16 protein-coding genes are annotated in these 15,922 nt (G+C 71.6%); 13 read left to right on the top strand and 3 right to left on the bottom strand.

The features are described from left to right. Positions 1-24 precede the first annotated feature (24 nt). Positions 25-927, bottom strand: a complete 903-nt coding sequence (coaA, locus tag ABD844_RS50195) for a type I pantothenate kinase (RefSeq protein WP_344896915.1) — start codon at positions 925-927, stop codon at positions 25-27. Positions 928-1,092: 165 nt separating this feature from the next. Here coaA and ABD844_RS50200 point away from each other — a divergent pair, with 165 nt between their 5' ends. The 11 genes from ABD844_RS50200 (at position 1,093) to tsaD (ending at position 10,217) form a co-directional block, all read left to right on the top strand. Further along, on the top strand, positions 1,093-1,443 hold the full coding sequence (locus ABD844_RS50200) for a holo-ACP synthase (RefSeq protein ID WP_344896366.1): 351 nt from the start codon (positions 1,093-1,095) through the stop codon (positions 1,441-1,443). Between the two features lie 9 nt (positions 1,444-1,452). Then, complete coding sequence (locus ABD844_RS50205; RefSeq protein WP_344896368.1) at positions 1,453-2,904, top strand: NAD(P)H-hydrate dehydratase; 1,452 nt, start codon at positions 1,453-1,455, stop codon at positions 2,902-2,904. Positions 2,905-2,972: 68 nt separating this feature from the next. Beyond that, on the top strand, positions 2,973-4,094 hold the full coding sequence (gene alr / locus ABD844_RS50210; protein ID WP_344896371.1) for an alanine racemase: 1,122 nt from the start codon (positions 2,973-2,975) through the stop codon (positions 4,092-4,094). Between the two features lie 100 nt (positions 4,095-4,194). Beyond that, a complete protein-coding gene (locus tag ABD844_RS50215) occupies positions 4,195-5,244 on the top strand; it encodes an alpha/beta fold hydrolase (protein ID WP_344896373.1) in 1,050 nt (349 codons plus the stop codon). Continuing rightward, positions 5,244-5,702, top strand: coding sequence for a tRNA (adenosine(37)-N6)-threonylcarbamoyltransferase complex ATPase subunit type 1 TsaE (gene tsaE / locus ABD844_RS50220; RefSeq protein ID WP_344896376.1), 459 nt, complete (start codon positions 5,244-5,246; stop codon positions 5,700-5,702). The genes ABD844_RS50215 and tsaE overlap by 1 nt, the downstream gene beginning before the upstream one ends. A 168-nt stretch (positions 5,703-5,870) precedes the next feature. Beyond that, positions 5,871-6,539 carry a hypothetical protein gene (locus tag ABD844_RS50225; RefSeq protein WP_344896379.1) on the top strand — a complete coding sequence of 223 codons (669 nt, stop codon included), beginning with the start codon at positions 5,871-5,873 and terminating at the stop codon, positions 6,537-6,539. Between the two features lie 3 nt (positions 6,540-6,542). Continuing rightward, the gene (locus ABD844_RS50230; protein WP_344896382.1) at positions 6,543-7,085 is read left to right on the top strand and encodes a class F sortase; all 543 of its coding nucleotides are present in this window, start codon (positions 6,543-6,545) and stop codon (positions 7,083-7,085) included. Positions 7,086-7,091: 6 nt separating this feature from the next. Then, on the top strand, positions 7,092-8,075 hold the full coding sequence (locus tag ABD844_RS50235; protein ID WP_344896385.1) for an aminoglycoside phosphotransferase family protein: 984 nt from the start codon (positions 7,092-7,094) through the stop codon (positions 8,073-8,075). Between the two features lie 27 nt (positions 8,076-8,102). Beyond that, positions 8,103-8,750, top strand: coding sequence for a tRNA (adenosine(37)-N6)-threonylcarbamoyltransferase complex dimerization subunit type 1 TsaB (gene tsaB / locus ABD844_RS50240; RefSeq protein ID WP_344896388.1), 648 nt, complete (start codon positions 8,103-8,105; stop codon positions 8,748-8,750). 11 nt (positions 8,751-8,761) lie between these two features. Continuing rightward, entirely contained in the window at positions 8,762-9,193 is a 432-nt protein-coding gene (rimI, locus tag ABD844_RS50245) for a ribosomal protein S18-alanine N-acetyltransferase (RefSeq protein ID WP_344896391.1), read from the top strand. Next, positions 9,186-10,217, top strand: coding sequence for a tRNA (adenosine(37)-N6)-threonylcarbamoyltransferase complex transferase subunit TsaD (gene tsaD, locus ABD844_RS50250; RefSeq protein ID WP_344896394.1), 1,032 nt, complete (start codon positions 9,186-9,188; stop codon positions 10,215-10,217). The genes rimI and tsaD overlap by 8 nt, the downstream gene beginning before the upstream one ends. A 100-nt stretch (positions 10,218-10,317) precedes the next feature. On the opposite strand, the gene ABD844_RS50255 is transcribed toward tsaD, so the two are convergent. Beyond that, a complete protein-coding gene (locus ABD844_RS50255) occupies positions 10,318-12,186 on the bottom strand; it encodes a hypothetical protein (protein WP_344896397.1) in 1,869 nt (622 codons plus the stop codon). Positions 12,187-12,324: 138 nt separating this feature from the next. Further along, on the bottom strand, positions 12,325-13,551 hold the full coding sequence (locus ABD844_RS50260; protein WP_344896402.1) for a class I SAM-dependent methyltransferase: 1,227 nt from the start codon (positions 13,549-13,551) through the stop codon (positions 12,325-12,327). A gap of 367 nt (positions 13,552-13,918) precedes the next feature. Here ABD844_RS50260 and groES point away from each other — a divergent pair, with 367 nt between their 5' ends. After that, a complete protein-coding gene (groES, locus tag ABD844_RS50265; RefSeq protein ID WP_425568798.1) occupies positions 13,919-14,230 on the top strand; it encodes a co-chaperone GroES in 312 nt (103 codons plus the stop codon). 72 nt (positions 14,231-14,302) lie between these two features. Further along, positions 14,303-15,916, top strand: a complete 1,614-nt coding sequence (groL, locus tag ABD844_RS50270; protein WP_344896405.1) for a chaperonin GroEL — start codon at positions 14,303-14,305, stop codon at positions 15,914-15,916. The last annotated feature ends 6 nt before the right edge of the window (positions 15,917-15,922 follow it).

Raw genomic sequence — 15,922 nt, forward strand, 5'->3', positions numbered from 1 at the left:
CGCGCTACCTGTTCGAGGAGGCGTTCAGGTCTGGCGGAGGCGCACCCGGCGTACGGAGTGGTCTGCGCCCTTCTTGAGCACCAGGTCGGCCCGGCCCCGGGTGGGGGCGATGTTCTCGACGAGGTTGCGCTCGTTAATGTCGCGCCAGACGTTGACCGCGAAGTCCGTGGCCTCCTCGTAGGAGAGTTCGGCGATGTGCCGGAAGTATGACTTCGGGTCCTCGAACGCGGTGCGGCGGAGTTTGTGGAAGCGTTCGACGTACCAGGTGCGGATGTCCTCGACCTTGGCGTCCACGTAGATGGAGAAGTCGAAGTAGTCGGTGACGGCGAGGGACGTGGGCGGGGCCGGTTGGAGCACGTTGAGGCCCTCGATGATCAAGATATCCGGACTTGTCACGACCTGGGTGGTGCCGGGGACGATGTCGTACTCGAGGTGGCTGTAGACGGGCGCGTGCACCTCGGCCGCCCCTGCCTTCACCTCCGCCACGAACCTGACCAGCGCCCGCCTGTCGTAGCTCTCGGGGAAACCCTTGCGATGCATGATCTTCTTGGCCTCCAGCACCGCGTTGGGGTGCAGGAAGCTGTCGGTGGTGACCAGCTCCACGTGCGGGTGCTCGGGCCAGCGGGCCAGCAGGGTGTGCAGGAGCCGGGCCGTGGTCGACTTGCCGACCGCGACACTGCCCGCGATGCCCAGGATGTACGGGACGCGCTGCCCGGGATGGCCGAGGAACGCGCTCAGCACGCTGCTGCGCTGCTTGGACCCGGTGAAGTGCAGGTTGAGCAGTCGGGTCAGGGGGAGGTAGATGTCGGTGACTTCGGTCAGGTCGATGGGGTCGTCGACCCCGCGCAGCTCTTCCAGCTCGTCTGCGGTGAGAGTCAAGGGCGTGGTCTTGCGGAGCTCGCTCCACTGCTCCCTGCTCAGTTCCACGTAGCCGTTGTTCACCTTGGCAGCGTAACGATGAACGACCGACCGGATCATGGCCGGGGTGTCCCCAGCGATCCACAGCCTGTGGACAAAGACATGGGATTACCAAGAGCGGTTTCGGGGAAAGGAGGTCCGGTCCTCGGGGAGAGGGCTGGATACGCTGGGACGATGATCCTGGGTATCGGCGTGGACGTCGTGGACATCGCCCGTTTCGAGGCCGCGCTGGAGCGCACACCGCAGCTCAAGGACCGGCTCTTCACCGAGGTCGAGCAGCCGTTGCCGGTGCACTCGCTGGCGGCCAGGTTCGCCGCCAAGGAGGCCGTGGCCAAGGCGCTCGGGGCGCCCAGGGGCCTGGGTCACCTGGAGGCCGAGGTGCGCTGTGACGAGCTCGGCAAACCCGAGCTGCGGGTCTCGGGCAAGGTCGCCGAGGTGGCCTACGGCCTGGGGGTCAAGCGCTGGCACATCTCGCTCAGCCACGACGCGGGCGTGGCCGTGGCCTATGTGATCGCGGAGGGATAGCGTCGGATCATGCGAACCGCGTACACCGCCGACCAGATCCGGGGAGCTGAGCAGGCGCTCATGGCGCGGCTGCCCGAGGGCACGCTGATGCAGCGCGCCGCCACCGGGCTCGCCGCCGTCTGCGCCGACCTGCTGGGCCGCGTCTACGGCCGGCGCGTGGTGCTGCTCGTCGGCAGCGGCGACAACGGCGGCGACGCGCTCTACGCGGGCGAGCGGCTGGCCAGGCGCGGGGCGTGGGTGGGCGCCGTGACGGCGGGCGCCAGGACGCATGAGGCGGGGCTGCGGGCGCTGCTGGAGGCCGGTGGGCGGGTCGTCGACCGGTCGGCGATCGCGGAGGCCGACCTGATCATCGACGGGCTCGTCGGGATCGGGGCGTCGGGGGCGCTGCGGGAGCCGTACGCGGGGCTCGCCGAGGAGGCCAACGCCGCCAGGGGCGCGATCGTGGCGGTCGACGTGCCCAGCGGGGTCGACGCGAGCAGCGGGCGGGTGGCGGGCGCGGCCGTCCGCGCGCGGGTGACCGTGACCATGGGGGCGTACAAGACGGGGTTGCTGGTCGATCCTGGCGCCGCCGTCGCGGGCGAGGTCGAGTTGGTGGACATCGGGCTGGGAGCGTACCTGCCGGACCCCGACGTCGCCGCACTCACCGCGAACGACGTCGACGACCTGCTGCCGCGCCCCGGCAAGGAGTCGGACAAGTACCGCAGGGGCGTGCTGGGCGTCGCGGCGGGCGGCGACGTGTTCACCGGGGCGGCCGTGCTGGCCGTGGGCGGCGCGCTGCGGGGCGGGGCCGGCATGGTCAGGTACGCCGGCCGGCGGGCCCCCGCCGACCAGGTGCGCGCGCACTGGCCGGAGGCCGTCGTCACGCTGCTGGACGAGCCCTCGGTCGAGCACGTCGGCCGGGTGCAGGCATGGGTGCTCGGGCCGGGCCTCGGCGTCGACCGCTGGGCCCACGAGCTGGCCGCGAGCGTGCTCGCGTCCAACGTGCCCGTGCTGATCGACGCCGACGGGCTGACGCTGGTGGCCGAGGATCGCGGGCTGCTGCGGCGGGAGGCTCCCGTACTGATCACGCCGCACGCCGGCGAGCTGGCCAGGCTGTTGCGGGCCGACCGCGACGACATCGAGGCGGCCCGGCTCGACCACGTCCGCAGGGCGGCGGCGGAGCTGGGCGTGACCGTGCTGCTCAAGGGCTCGACCACGGTCGTGGCCGAGGACGCCAGGCCGGTGCGGGTGAACACCACCGGCACGTCCTGGCTGGCCGCGGGCGGCACCGGCGACGTGCTCTCCGGCGTGGCGGGCGCGCTGCTCGCCCAGGGCCTGAGCTGCTACGACGCGGCTTCCTGCGGCGCCTTCCTGCACGGGCTGGCCGGACGGCTGGCCGCGGACGGCGCTCCCTTGGCCGCCGCCGACGTGGCCGCCGCCGTACCGGCCGCCATTCGTGCCGTGACCAGCGCGGGTCCCTGACGGCCGAGCTGCGGAATCGCGCTCGACCACCCGCGGTGAGCTGCCACACTGGAAGGATGTACCACCCGATGACGACCCCCGCCCAGGCCCGCGTCGACCTGGCCGCCATCAGGCACAACGTGGCCCTGGTCAAAGAGCTGGCGGGCGGGGCCGAGATCATGGGCGCGGTCAAGGCCGACGCCTACGGCCACGGGCTGGTGCCCACCTCCGAGGCCGTGTTGCAGGGCGGGGCGAGCAGGCTCGGCACGGCGTTCGTCAGGGAGGCGCTGGCGCTGCGCGCGGCCGGGGTGACCGCGCCGATCCTGTCCTGGCTGATCACTCCCGGCGAGCCGCTCGGCGAGGCGCTGGCCGCCGACGTCGAGCTGTCGGCCGCCGACACCCGGCTGCTCGACGAGATCGCCGCCGCCGCCAGGAGCGCGGGCCGCCCGGCCAGGCTGCACCTGGAGGCCGACACCGGCATGAGCAGGGGCGGCTCGCCGCTCGCCGCCTGGCCGGGGTTGCTGGCCAGGGCGATGGAGCTGCGGGCCGAGGGCGTCATCGAGATCGTCGGGCTCTGGTCCCACTTCGCGTGCGCCGACATTCCCGGCCACCCGTCGATCGCCCAGCAGATCGAGGCGTACGACGCGGCGCTCAAGCTGGCCGAGCAGGCCGGGGTGGCCGGCTCCCACGTGATCAGGCACCTCGCCAACTCGGCCGCCGCGCTCACGCTGCCCGCCACCCGCTACGACCTGGTCAGGCCCGGCATCGCGACGTACGGCCTGAGCCCCATCCCCGAGCTGGGCGACTTCGGCCTGCGGCCGGCCATGACGCTCGTGGCCAGGATCGGGCTGGCCAAGCGCGTCACCGAGGGCTCGGGAGTGTCCTACGGCCACCTCTACACCACCACCCGCGAGACCACGCTCGGTCTCGTGCCGCTCGGCTACGCCGACGGCGTGCTCAGGCACGCGACGGGCCGCGCCGAGGTGCTGGCGGGCGGGCGCCGCAGACGGATCGCCGGCCGGGTGTGCATGGACCAGTTCATGATCGACATGGGTGACGACCCCCTGTCGGCGGGCGACGAGGTCGTGCTCTTCGGCCCAGGTGACGGGGGGGAGCCGACCGCTCAGGAGTGGGCGGATACCCTCGGCACGATCACACATGAGATCGTGACGAGAATCGGTTCGCGCGTGCCCAGGGTCCACCACGGGTGACGCGCATGCGGCCCAGGTTCACCAAGGGTGACGTGCCCCAGGTCACCAGACGTGACGCAGGACACCTCCCGGTGGCGATGAGCGGAGAAGGATCGGGGAGATGACGACGACAACACGGCGCAGGGTAGGGATCGCCGGCGCGCTCGTCGGTGCGGCTTCCGCCGGCGTCGCGGCGGCGGCGCTGGCCAAGCGGTACGCGGTCGGCCGCATCAGGCTGCGCCCCGACACCGAGGCCAGCGAGCCGTTCGGTGAGCTGCGCGGCAGGCAGCGCACCCTCGTCACCTCCGACGGCAAGGTGCTGCACATCGAGATCGACGGCCCAGAAGACGCGCCGCTGACGGTCGTGTTCTGCCACGGCTACTGTCTCAGCCTCGAGTCGTGGCACTACCAGCGCAAGGACCTGCGGGAAAACTACCGGATCGTGCTGTGGGACCAGCGTTCCCACGGCCGCTCCCAGCGGGCCGGGGCCGACGGCAGCTCGATCGACCGCCTGGGCGACGACCTCGCCGAGGTGATCGAGAAGTACGTGCCGGGCCCGTGCGTGCTGGTCGGCCACTCCATGGGCGGCATGACGATCATGGCGCTGGCCGACCGCCATCCTGGCCTGTTCGGCGGGAAGATCCGCGCGGCGGCGCTCATCGCGACCTCCGCGGGCAAGCTGGCCGAGCTCACGCTGGGCCTGCCGGCGATGCTGTCCAAGGTCGTGCACAGGGTGGCCCCCTCCACGGTGTCGATCCTGGGCAAGGGGGGCGCGCTGGTCGACCGCACCCGCAGCGCGGGCAGCGACATCGCCTTCCTGATCACCCGCTACATCGGCTTCGGCGACGCCAAGAACATCAGCCCCACCGTCGTCGACTTCGCCGAGTCGATGATCAGGGCGACGCCCACCGAGGTGGTCGCCGACTTCTACCCGGCGCTGATGAACCACGACAAGCTCTCCGCCCTCCACGTGCTCGACGCGGTGCCCACCGCGATCGTGGTCGGCGAGCGCGACTGGCTGACCCCGCCCGAGCACAGCAGGGCCATCGCCGCCGCGCTGCCCAAGGCCCACCTCACCGAGGTGCCCGACACGTCGCATCTGATCCAGCTCGAACGTCCCGGCGTCGTCAACGACGCGCTGCGCGACCTGCTGAAGAGGGTGGAGCTCTAGTGAGGCTGGCCACCGCCGACGACATGCGGGCCTACGGCGCCCGCCTGGCCGCCCTGCTGCGGCCCGGAGACCTGCTGGTCCTGTCCGGCCCGCTGGGCGCGGGCAAGACCACGCTCGTGCAGGGCATCGCCGAAGGGCTCAAAGTACGCGGCCCGATCACCTCGCCCACGTTCGTGATCGCCAGGGTGCACCCGTCGCTGCGGCAGGGGCCGCCGCTGGTGCACGCTGACGCGTACCGGCTGGGCGGCGACCTGGAGGTCGACGACCTCGATCTCGACGCCTCGCTCGACGAGTCGGTCACCGTCGTCGAGTGGGGCGAGGGCCTGGTCGAAGGGCTGGCCGACGATCGGTTGGAGATCCACATCGACCGTGAGGCCGGCGACGAGGCCCGGATCGTGACCGTGCGCGGCGTGGGCTCCAGATGGGCCGACACGCCGTCTGATCCGCTGCAAGACTGAAACCTCCGTCAAAGTCTGGCAAATTTGGCACCCTTGACGTACCGGGCCGGAGATCTGAATCATGATCGTTGGTCAGGGATTTGCCCAGATTTTCTGGGTATCAGGAGGGGCGACATCCATACTCTTGGTGGATGCTGGGTTGCAAGACGGCAAAGTGGGGTGCGGCCTGTGCTCAGGGTCAGGCGAGTCGCGTACGCGGGAGCCATCGTCATGGTCGGTCTGACCGGCTGCACGGCCTCGGCCGATACCGATCCCACACCGACCCCGACGGTCACGGGCAGCGTCTCGCCGACCGCCACCGGCAGCCCGTCGGCCGCCACCAGGCGGACCGTCCTGGTCCAGCTCAACCCCGACCGCGTCACCGCCGGTGAGACCTCCAGGGTGTGGATCCTGGCCAACTGCCCGGTCCCGACCGGCGGGCCCGCCCACACCGGCACGGCCACGTCCAGGGCGTTCGTGAACGGCGTCACGCTCAACCCGGTCCCCGCGGCCTCGGTCACCCCCACCTCGACCGCGACGCCCGCCGCGGGCTCGCCCTGGGTGCGCGGCGAGGCGCAGGTCTCGGGAACGGTCCGGCGCGGCGACTACCGGGTCGACGTGAAGTGCGACGGCACCAACGACCTGGGCCGGGCCACGCTCAAGGTCGTGGCGGCCCCTGACGACGACGAGCCGTCCACCACCGTGCCCACCAAGGCGCCCAGGGCCGGCGGCGGGGGCACGTACGCGCAGGACGCCTCGGAGGAGTCCTCGATCCCGCTCGGGCCTGTCGGCGCGGTGCTCGCGCTGGCCCTGGCCGCGGGCGCGGGCATCGCGATCAAGCGACGCCACCGGGCGTAACGTATGGCCCGCCCAGGACGGGTGGTGCTCGCCGGCGCCGTCACCGGCCTGCTGCTGGTCGCCTTCGGCAAGGGCATGCAGACCGGCACCACCACCCCCGCGCAGGCCGCGGTCGTGCCCGAGTCCATCGACATCCCCTCGATCGACGTCGAGGCCCCGCTCATGGAGCTCGACCTGCTGAAGAACGGCGAGGTGGAGCTGCCGCCGTACGAGAAGCCGAAGGTGGCCGGCTGGTACACCGGCAGCGCCGTGCCCGGCGAGAAGGGCGCCTCGGTGATCATCGGCCACGTCGACACCAAGACCGCGCCCGCCGTGTTCTACAAGCTCAGGCAGTTACGCAAGGGAGAGACCGTCAAGGTCGAGCGCAGCGACGGCAAGGTCGTGAGCTACAAGGTGGACTCGATCGAACAGGTGCACAAGGACGACTTCCCCGCCCAGCGCGTGTACGTCGAGGACGGACTCAAGCTGGTAACGTGCGGCGGCAAGTTCGACTACGCCAAGGGCGAATACCTCGACAACATCATCGTGTACGCCTCCCAGGTCTGAGAGCAGATGACCGGCACCTCCGCCGATACCGGCACCCACACCTCCAACGCGCCCACCTCCAACGCGCCCACCTCCAACCCGCCCGCCACCGGAGCCCGCGTGCCCTGGCACGAGGTGCACCCGAAGGCGCGGGCGGCGGTCGAGGAGTTCCTCGGCGGACCCGTGGCCGAGGCCGTCACCCAGGCGGGCGGTTTCTCCCCGGCCGCCGCCGTGCGGCTGCGTACGACGGACGGCACGCGCGCCTTCGTCAAGGCCGTCGGCCCCGAGCCGAACCCCGACAGCGTGCGCATCTACCGTTCCGAGCTCAAGATCGCCGCCGCCCTCCCGGAGACCGTGCCCGCCCCGAGGCTGCTGACCGGGTTCGAGCTGGAGGGCTGGGTCGTGCTGGTCTTCGAGGACGTCGAGGGCCGCCATCCCGAGCAGCCCTGGCGGCGTGACGAGCTCGACCGGGTGCTGACGGCGGTCAAGGACATGTCGCGGGTGCTCACCCCGTCACCCATCGACGCGCCCCCGATCGCCGAGGTGTTCGGGGAGTCGTTCCAGGGCTGGCGGCGCCTGCTGCGGGAGGACACCGCGGGCCTCGACCCCTGGGCGCTGCGCCACCTGGGCGAGCTGGCCGAGCTGGAGTCGGGCTGGGTCGCCGCGGCGGCGGGCGACAGCCTGGTCCACGCCGACCTGCGGGCCGACAACGTCCTGCTCACCGGCGACCGCGTCTACATCGTGGACTGGCCGTGGGCCTGCCTCGGCGCGCCCTGGTTCGACCTGGTCGGCATGCTGCCGTCGGTGGGCATGCAGGGCGGCCCGGCGGCGGAGGAGGTGTTCGACCCGCCAGGCGACGAGGTCACCTCGGTGCTGGCCGCGGTGACCGGCTATCTTGTTCGCCAGTCCCGCCTGGCTGACCCGCCGGGACTGCCCACGCTCAGGGCGTTCCAGCGGGCGCAGGGCGTGGTGGCCCTGGAGTGGCTGAAAAGGCGTACCGGCTGGGTGTGACCCGCGTGGCGGGTAGGCTAAACAGTCGTGCTGGTCCTGGCCTTTGATACCGCGACGCCCGCCGTCACCGCCGCGCTGCACGACGGGCAGCGCGTGCTCGCCGAGTCGACCACGATCGACGCCCGGCGGCACGGCGAGCTGCTCGTCCCCACGATCGAACGCGTGCTGACCGAGGCGGGCGCGTCGCTGCGCGAGGTGACGGCCATCGTGGCGGGCAGCGGCCCCGGCCCCTACACGGGGTTGCGCGTCGGGCTGATGACGGCGCAGGGCCTGTCCACCACGCTGGGCGTGCCGGCGTACGGCATCTGCACGCTCGACGCCGTCGCCTACGCCGGCGGGCTCGCCGAGCCCTTCCTCGTGGCCACCGACGCGCGGCGCAAAGAGGTGTTCTGGGCCCGCTACTCCGACCTGCGCACCCGCCTCGACGGGCCCTTCGTGGACCGGCCCGCCGACGTCCCGGTGGCGGGGCTGCCGGTCCTGGGCGCCGGCGCGCAGCTCTACGCCGACCTCCTGGGCGGCGGCGCGGGCGCGCCGCCCTACCCCTACGCGGGCGCGCTGGCGGGTCTGGCGGCCGAGCGGCTCGGCGCGGGCGTCCCGCTCGACCCGCCCCGCCCGATCTACCTGCGCAGGCCCGACGCGGTGCTGCCGGGAGCGCCCAAGAGGGTGACGGCGTGATGCTCAGGCCGATGACCGAGGCCGACCTGCCGGAGGTCATGGCGATCGAGCAGGCCACGTTCCCGCTCGACGCGTGGAGCGAGGGCATGATGCGTGGCGAGCTGGCCGAGATGCCCCGCACCCGCCACTACGTGGTGGCCCTGGTCGACGGCGAGATCGTGGCCTACGCCGGGCTCGCCGCCGCGGCCGACCAGGCCGACGTGCAGACCATCGCCGTCCTGGAGAGACACCAGGGCGCGGGCATCGGCAGCGCCATGCTGACCGCGCTGCTGGCCGAGGCGGGCCGCAGGGGCGCGCGGGAGATCTTCCTGGAAGTACGCGCCGACAACCCGCGCGCGCAGGCGGTCTACCGGCACTTCGGGTTCGAGGAGATCGGCACCCGCCGCCGCTACTACGACGACGGCACCGACGCGATCATGATGAGGAGGGGGCTGGGTGACTGACGAACCCCTGGTCCTGGGCATCGAGACGTCCTGCGACGAGACCGGCATCGGCATCGTCAGAGGGCACACCCTGCTGGCCAACACGATCGCCTCCAGCATGGACGAGCACGCCAGATACGGCGGGGTGGTGCCCGAGGTCGCCTCCCGCGCCCACCTGGAGGCCATGACGCCCACCGTGGAGGCCGCGCTGGCCGAGGCCGGGCTGAAGTTCTCCGACATCGACGCCGTCGCCGTGACGGCCGGTCCTGGGCTCGCGGGGGCGCTGCTGGTCGGCGTGGCCGCGGCCAAGTCGTACGCGCTGGGCCTGGGCGTGCCCCTCTACGGAGTCAACCATCTGGCCGCCCACGTCGCCGTCGACCAGCTCGAACACGGCCCGCTGCCCAAGCCGTGCATCGCCATGCTGGTCTCGGGCGGGCACTCGTCGCTGCTGCTCGTGCCTGACGTGGCCGAAGACGTGATCTCGCTCGGCTCCACCGTCGACGACGCGGCGGGAGAGGCGTTCGACAAGGTCGCCCGGGTGCTCGGGCTGCCGTTCCCCGGCGGACCGCACATCGACAGGGCCGCCCGCGACGGGGCGCGCGCGGCGATCGCCTTCCCGCGCGGGAAGATCGACGACGGCACGCTCGACTTCTCCTTCTCCGGGCTCAAGACGGCCGTGGCGCGCTGGGTCGAGGCCCGTGAGGCGTCGGGCGAGTCCATCCACGTGCCCGACGTGGCCGCCTCCTTCCAGGAGGCCGTGGTCGACGTGCTGACCCGCAAGGCGTTGCAGGCGTGCCGGAAATACGACGTGCACGACCTGCTGATCGGCGGTGGCGTGGCGGCCAACTCGCGACTGCGGGCGCTGGCGCAGGAGCGGTGCGACGCGGCCGGCGTACGGCTGCGGGTGCCCAGGCCCGGGTTGTGCACCGACAACGGCGCCATGGTGGCGGCACTCGGGTCCGACCTGGTGGCGGCCGGTGTCACGCCCTCCACGCTGGAGATCCCGGCCGACTCCTCGCTGCCCGTCACGACCGTGCACGTCTGAGACCGTCCACCACGGGCACTGCGGCGGTGGGCCGGGTGCCGCGCCGGTGGCGCCCGCGCGTGCGGCACCGGCGCGGGTCGCCACGGCAGGGGGCGGCTGGTCAGTCCTTCGGGCGGGTGGGGCGCAGGAGGGCCTCGGCGAGGGCCAGCATGGTCTCCTCCAGGGCGCCCAGGCGCTTGGTCAGGTCGTCGGCGGCCGGCTGGACGATGCCGGTCACCGTGCCGGCCAGCTCGTCGCAGTCGGGGCGGGACCTGACGAGGTCGGTGAGCGCCTCGGTGGCGGCGGTCAGGCGTTCGGCCTGATCGGCCTGCTCGCCGATGTGAGACTTGAGCAGCTCGCCGACCTGCTCCTGGATGTCCAGCGCGGCGGGGATGCGGTCGACGCGCTCGCCGACGGCCTCGATGCGGTCGTCCACCGACTCCAGGCGCTCGCCGGCCTGCTCGGCCCGCGTCGCCAGGCCGTTGAGGTGGGTGTCGAGGCCGCGGAAGCGGGTGTCGAGCCCGCCGAATTGGCCGTCGATCGTGTCGAAGCGGCTGCTCATGTGCTCTTCGGCCTCGACCAGCCGCTCGTCGATGGCGTCGATCTGGCCGTCGAGCTTGTTGAAGCGGCCCTCGTTGCGGGTGGCGATCTCGCCGACGTGCCGGTCGTTGGTCGCCATGCGCTCGTCGAGCGAGGTGAAACGGGCGTCGACGCGTACGTCGAGGGCGTCGAAGCGGTCGTCGTGGCGGCCCAGGTGCCCGTCGAGGGTGCCCAGCCGCTTGTCGACCGCGCCGAGCTGGCCGTCCATGGACGTGAGGCGCTTGTCCACGCCGCCGATGCGGCTGTCGAACCCGTCGAGCCTGGTGTCGATGTCGGCCAGGCACTCGTCGGCGGACTCGAGGCGGCTGTCGAACCCGGTGAGCCTGGTGTCGAGGCCGGTGAGCTTGCCCTCGGCCCGGTCGAGCCGGGCGTCCACGCCGCTCAGCCGGGCCGCCAGGCGCTGCTCGCTCTCGCCGAGTTGCACGGCGACGTGCCGGTCGGTCTCGTCGAGGCGGGTGACGAGGCGCTGCTCGACGCCGGACAGGCGGGCGGTGAACTGCTCGTCGGCCTCCTTGAGCCGGGCCACGAGGCGCTCGTCGGCCTCCAGGAGGGCCGTGGCGAGGCGTTGGTCGGTCTCGTCGAGCCGGCCGCCGAGCCGCCGGTCCGTGTCGTCGAGACGCGTGCTCAGGCGTTCGCCGGTCTCGTCGAGGCGGGTGCCGAAGTGCTGCTCCGTGGCGTCGAGGCGGGTGGCGACGTGCTGCTCGGCGGCCTCGACCCTGCCGGTGACCTGTTCGACCGTCTCGCGCAGGCGTTCCGTGACGCTCTCCGAGAGGTCGCCGACCACGACCTCGACCCGGTCGGTACGTGACGTCAGCTCGGCCATCGACTTGTCGAGCCGGGTGAAGCGGCTGGCGGCGGCCTCCATGCTGGAGTTGAGCCCGGCCAGGGTGGCGGCGAAGTCGGACATCCCCTTGGTGATGCCGTCGGTGGTCTCCAGCACCGACTGCAACCGGTTGAGCGCCTCTTCGACGCCCTCGCCCATGGTGCCCAGATCGGTCCACAGGTTCGGCAGGTCGGACACCGGCGCCACCCGGGCGTCCACGTCGCCCACCCGCTCGCCGACGGCGTCGACGTGGTCGCGCACGGCCTCCATGTGCTGCGCCAGGCCCTCCGCCCACATCGGCGGCTTGGCGGAGATCTCGTCGAGCCGCCCGCTGACCGTCTCCAGGGTGCCGCTCAGCCCGCCCAGCTCGCGCTCGCGCACCTCGCGCAGCAGCCACTCCATGCCTTCGAGCCGCTGGCGGATCTCGTCGAGCACGGCTCCCTGGGTGCGCTGCTCGTAGACGTGGTCCTGGGCGGCGCGGGCGAGCAGGTCGCGCATCCTCTTGGGGACGACGTCGGCGTTGTACGCGCCCGGTTGGAGAAGGGTGGTGTGATTGGAATGGTCCACCGAAAGCTCCTTCGCTCGCCGACGGTCTGCTGCGCAGCGGTGGGGTAGGTCAGGTTCATATGGGAAAGCGAGAACGCGGCTAACCGCGATAGAGGGCGAACTCCCGCCCGCCCACCTTAGCCTTTCGATCAAGGTCCGTCAGGGCTGAATTGAAAGATCGCGATTATCGTACGGATGGCCGGATTCGGTGATTCGGGCAGGTGAGAGGTCCTTGCAGAGGATTACCGAGGGTTTGTCGAGAATCCTGGTCAGAATGACGACCAGGGAATTCGGGCCGCTGAGCCGCAAATCGGTGCGCAGGCGTTCGATGTCGACGGCGGAGCCGCGCTTCTTGATGGTGACATTACCGATTTGTCGTTCCCGAAGGGCGGCGCGGAGTTTCTTCAGGGAGAAGGGGAGGACGTCCTCTACTTCGTATCCGGCCGCCCATGGGGTGGTCGCCGGGGCGTCGGCCGTGACGTACGCGATCATCGGGTCGAGCAGCCGCCCGCCCACCAGTTCGGCGACCTCGCCCACCAGGTGCGCGCGGATGGCGGCCCCGTCGGGCTCGTAGACGTAGCGGCCCGGCGGGCCGACCGGGGCGCGGACGCCGGCGGCCGTCAGCGTGTGGCCCCCGGGCAGCAGGGTGGCGCGCCTGCCTCCGCCCTGCCCGGTCCAGAGCGTGGCCTCCTTGACCTCCCCCTTGTACGAGATCCACTCGGCCTCGGCCCTCTCGGGGATGAACTCGTACGGGAGGCCGGGGGCGACCTTGAGACAGGCCAGACCGGCGCGGGAGATCAGGCCGAGCACCACGGGCCAGGGCGGCGAGTAGGCCATCGGGTCGAACGTCCGGCCCCTGCCCGTGCGCCGGGCCGGATCGGCGAACAGCACGTCGTAGTTCTCGGGGCGTACCTCGGCCGCGTCGGCGACGCTCACCGTCACCCGGTCGGCCAGGCCAAGCGCCTCCGCGTTGGCCCGGGCCACGGCGACGGTCAGCGGGTCGGTGTCCACGGCGCTCACCGTGCACCCGGCGCGGGCCAGCGCGAGCAGGTCGCCCCCGATGCCGCAGCAGGCGTCCACGACGCGCGGGGCGCCGCCGTGCAGGGCGAGCAGGCGGCGGGCGCGGTGCTCGGCGACCTCGGCGCGGGTGGACTGTTCCAGGCCGTGCGGCGTGAAGAACATCCGGCCGGCGTCCGCGCCGAACTTGGCCCTGGCCCGCTGTCTGAGCCCCGCCTGGGTGAGGGCGGCGGAGGTGAGCCCGGCGTCGTACGTCTTGCGCAGGGTGGTGGCGGCGACGACCGGGTCGGCGCCCGTCAGCTCCCCGGCCTCCGCGAGAGCCCGCCGGCCGCGCGGGGTCAGCAACTCGGTGAAGGCGTCGAGGTCCACGTCACCCGACGTTAGCGCCACGGCACGCCCGCCCTGTCATGTGCGGTCGTCAGGGGGCCCGCCAGGGGGTCCGCTGTGACGGAACGGCGCTGGAGCGGCGAGGTGCGGGTGTGGGACGTTCGCGCACGTGGAAGACTGGGTTACGGGGCCGCCGCCGCGCAGGTCCGTTCCGCTGGGGCGCTCGCCCGTCTGATCGCTCTCAGCAGACGCGTTCGTGTTGACTGTCAAGCCCCTCTTGCATATGTTTCCTGTTGGCACTCTCCCCTTGAGAGTGCCAACGTGCGACGAGGCAGGTCTGACACCCGCGACGGCAGGCCGGGCTGGTCGCCTCTTCTAGATCATTCAAATCTGAAGGGGAGGTCCGATCGTGACGACCGCCACCAAGGTTCCCGTTAAGCCGCTCGGCGACCGCATCGTGGTTCAGCCGCTGGAGGCCGAGCAGACCACCGCTTCCGGCCTGGTCATCCCTGACACCGCCAAGGAGAAGCCGCAGGAGGGCAAGGTCCTCGCGGTGGGCCCGGGCAACTGGGACGAGGACGGCGACAAGCGGATTCCGCTCGACGTCTCGGAGGGCGACATCGTCCTCTACAGCAAGTACGGCGGCACCGAGGTCAAGTACGGCGGCGAGGACTACCTCGTGCTCTCCGCCCGCGACGTTCTCGCGATCATCGAGAAGTAGGCCGGATGTGTCGAGCCCCGGGCGCTCTTGAGGGCGGCCGGGGCTTTCGACGCCAGGAGAGGACTCTCAGCAATGGCGAAGATCCTGGAGTTCGACGAGGGTGCCCGCCGCGCGCTTGAGCGCGGCGTGAACGCCCTCGCGGACGCCGTGAAGGTTACCCTCGGCCCGCGTGGCCGCAACGTCGTCATCGACAAGAAGTTCGGTGCGCCGACGATCACGAACGACGGTGTCACCATCGCTCGTGAGATCGAGCTGGAGGAGCGCTACGAAAACCTCGGCGCCCAGCTCGCCAAGGAAGTTGCCACCAAGACCAACGACGTCGCGGGCGACGGCACCACCACCGCGACCGTCCTGGCCCAGGCCATGGTCCGCGAGGGCCTGCGCAACGTGGCGGCCGGCGCCTCGCCGCTGTCGCTCAAGCGCGGCATCGACAAGGCCGCCAAGGCGATCAGCGACAAGCTGCTCGCCAGCGCCCGGCCGGTCGAGGACAAGAAGGAGATCGCCAATGTGGCCACGATCTCCGCTCAGGACGCGCAGATCGGCGACCTGATAGCCGAGGCGTTCGACAAGGTGGGCAAGGACGGTGTGCTCACCGTCGAAGAGTCCAACGCCATGGGCATGGAGCTCGAGTTCACCGAGGGCATGCAGTTCGACAAGGGTTACCTGTCGGCCTACATGGTGACCGACCCCGAGCGGATGGAGTCGGTCCTGGAGGACGCTTACATCCTGCTCACCCAGGGCAAGATCTCCTCCATCGCGGACTTCCTGCCGCTGCTGGAGCAGATCGCCCAGACGAAGAAGCCGCTGCTCGTGGTGGCCGAGGACGTCGAGGGCGAGGCCCTGGCCGTGCTCGTTACCAACAAGATCCGCGGCACCTTCACCTCCGTGGCCGTCAAGGCCCCGGGCTTCGGCGACCGCCGCAAGGCAATGCTCCAGGACATCGCCATCCTCACCGGCGGCCAGGTCGTCAGCGAGGAGGTCGGCCTCAAGCTCGAGCACGTCGGCCTCGAGGTGCTCGGCACGGCCCGCCGCGTCGTGGTGACCAAGGACAACACCACGATCGTCGACGGCGCCGGTGACCAGGCGGCCATCGAAGACCGCGTCAAGGAGATCAGGCTCGCCATCGAGCAGTCCGACTCCGACTGGGACCGCGAGAAGCTGCAGGAGCGCCTGGCCAAGCTCGCCGGCGGCGTGTGCGTGCTGCGGGTCGGCGCCGCCACCGAGGTGGAGCTGAAGGAGAAGAAGCACCGCCTCGAGGACGCGATCTCCGCGACGCGCGCCGCGATCGAGGAGGGCATCGTCTCCGGCGGCGGCTCCGCGCTGATCCACATCTCGAAGGACATCGACGACCTCGGCCTGACGGGCGACGAGGCCACGGGCGTCGCCATCGTGCGCCGTGCCCTGGTCGAGCCGGCACGCTGGATCGCCGAGAACGCCGGCCTCGAGGGCTACGTGGTCACGCACAAGGTGGCCGAGCTGGAGCCGGGTCACGGCCTCAACGCCGCGACCGGCGAATACGGCAACCTGCTCGACCAGGGCGTCAGCGACCCGGTGAAGGTCACCCGCTCGGCCGTGCAGAACGCGGCCTCGATCGCGGGCATGCTCCTCACCACCGAGGTGCTCGTGGTGGACAAGCCCGAGGAGGAGGCCCCGGCCGCCGGCCAGGGTCACGGCCACGGCCACTGACCGCTC

It is taken from the genome of Nonomuraea antimicrobica, assembly GCF_039536965.1.
GTDB classification, from domain to species: domain Bacteria; phylum Actinomycetota; class Actinomycetes; order Streptosporangiales; family Streptosporangiaceae; genus Nonomuraea; species Nonomuraea antimicrobica.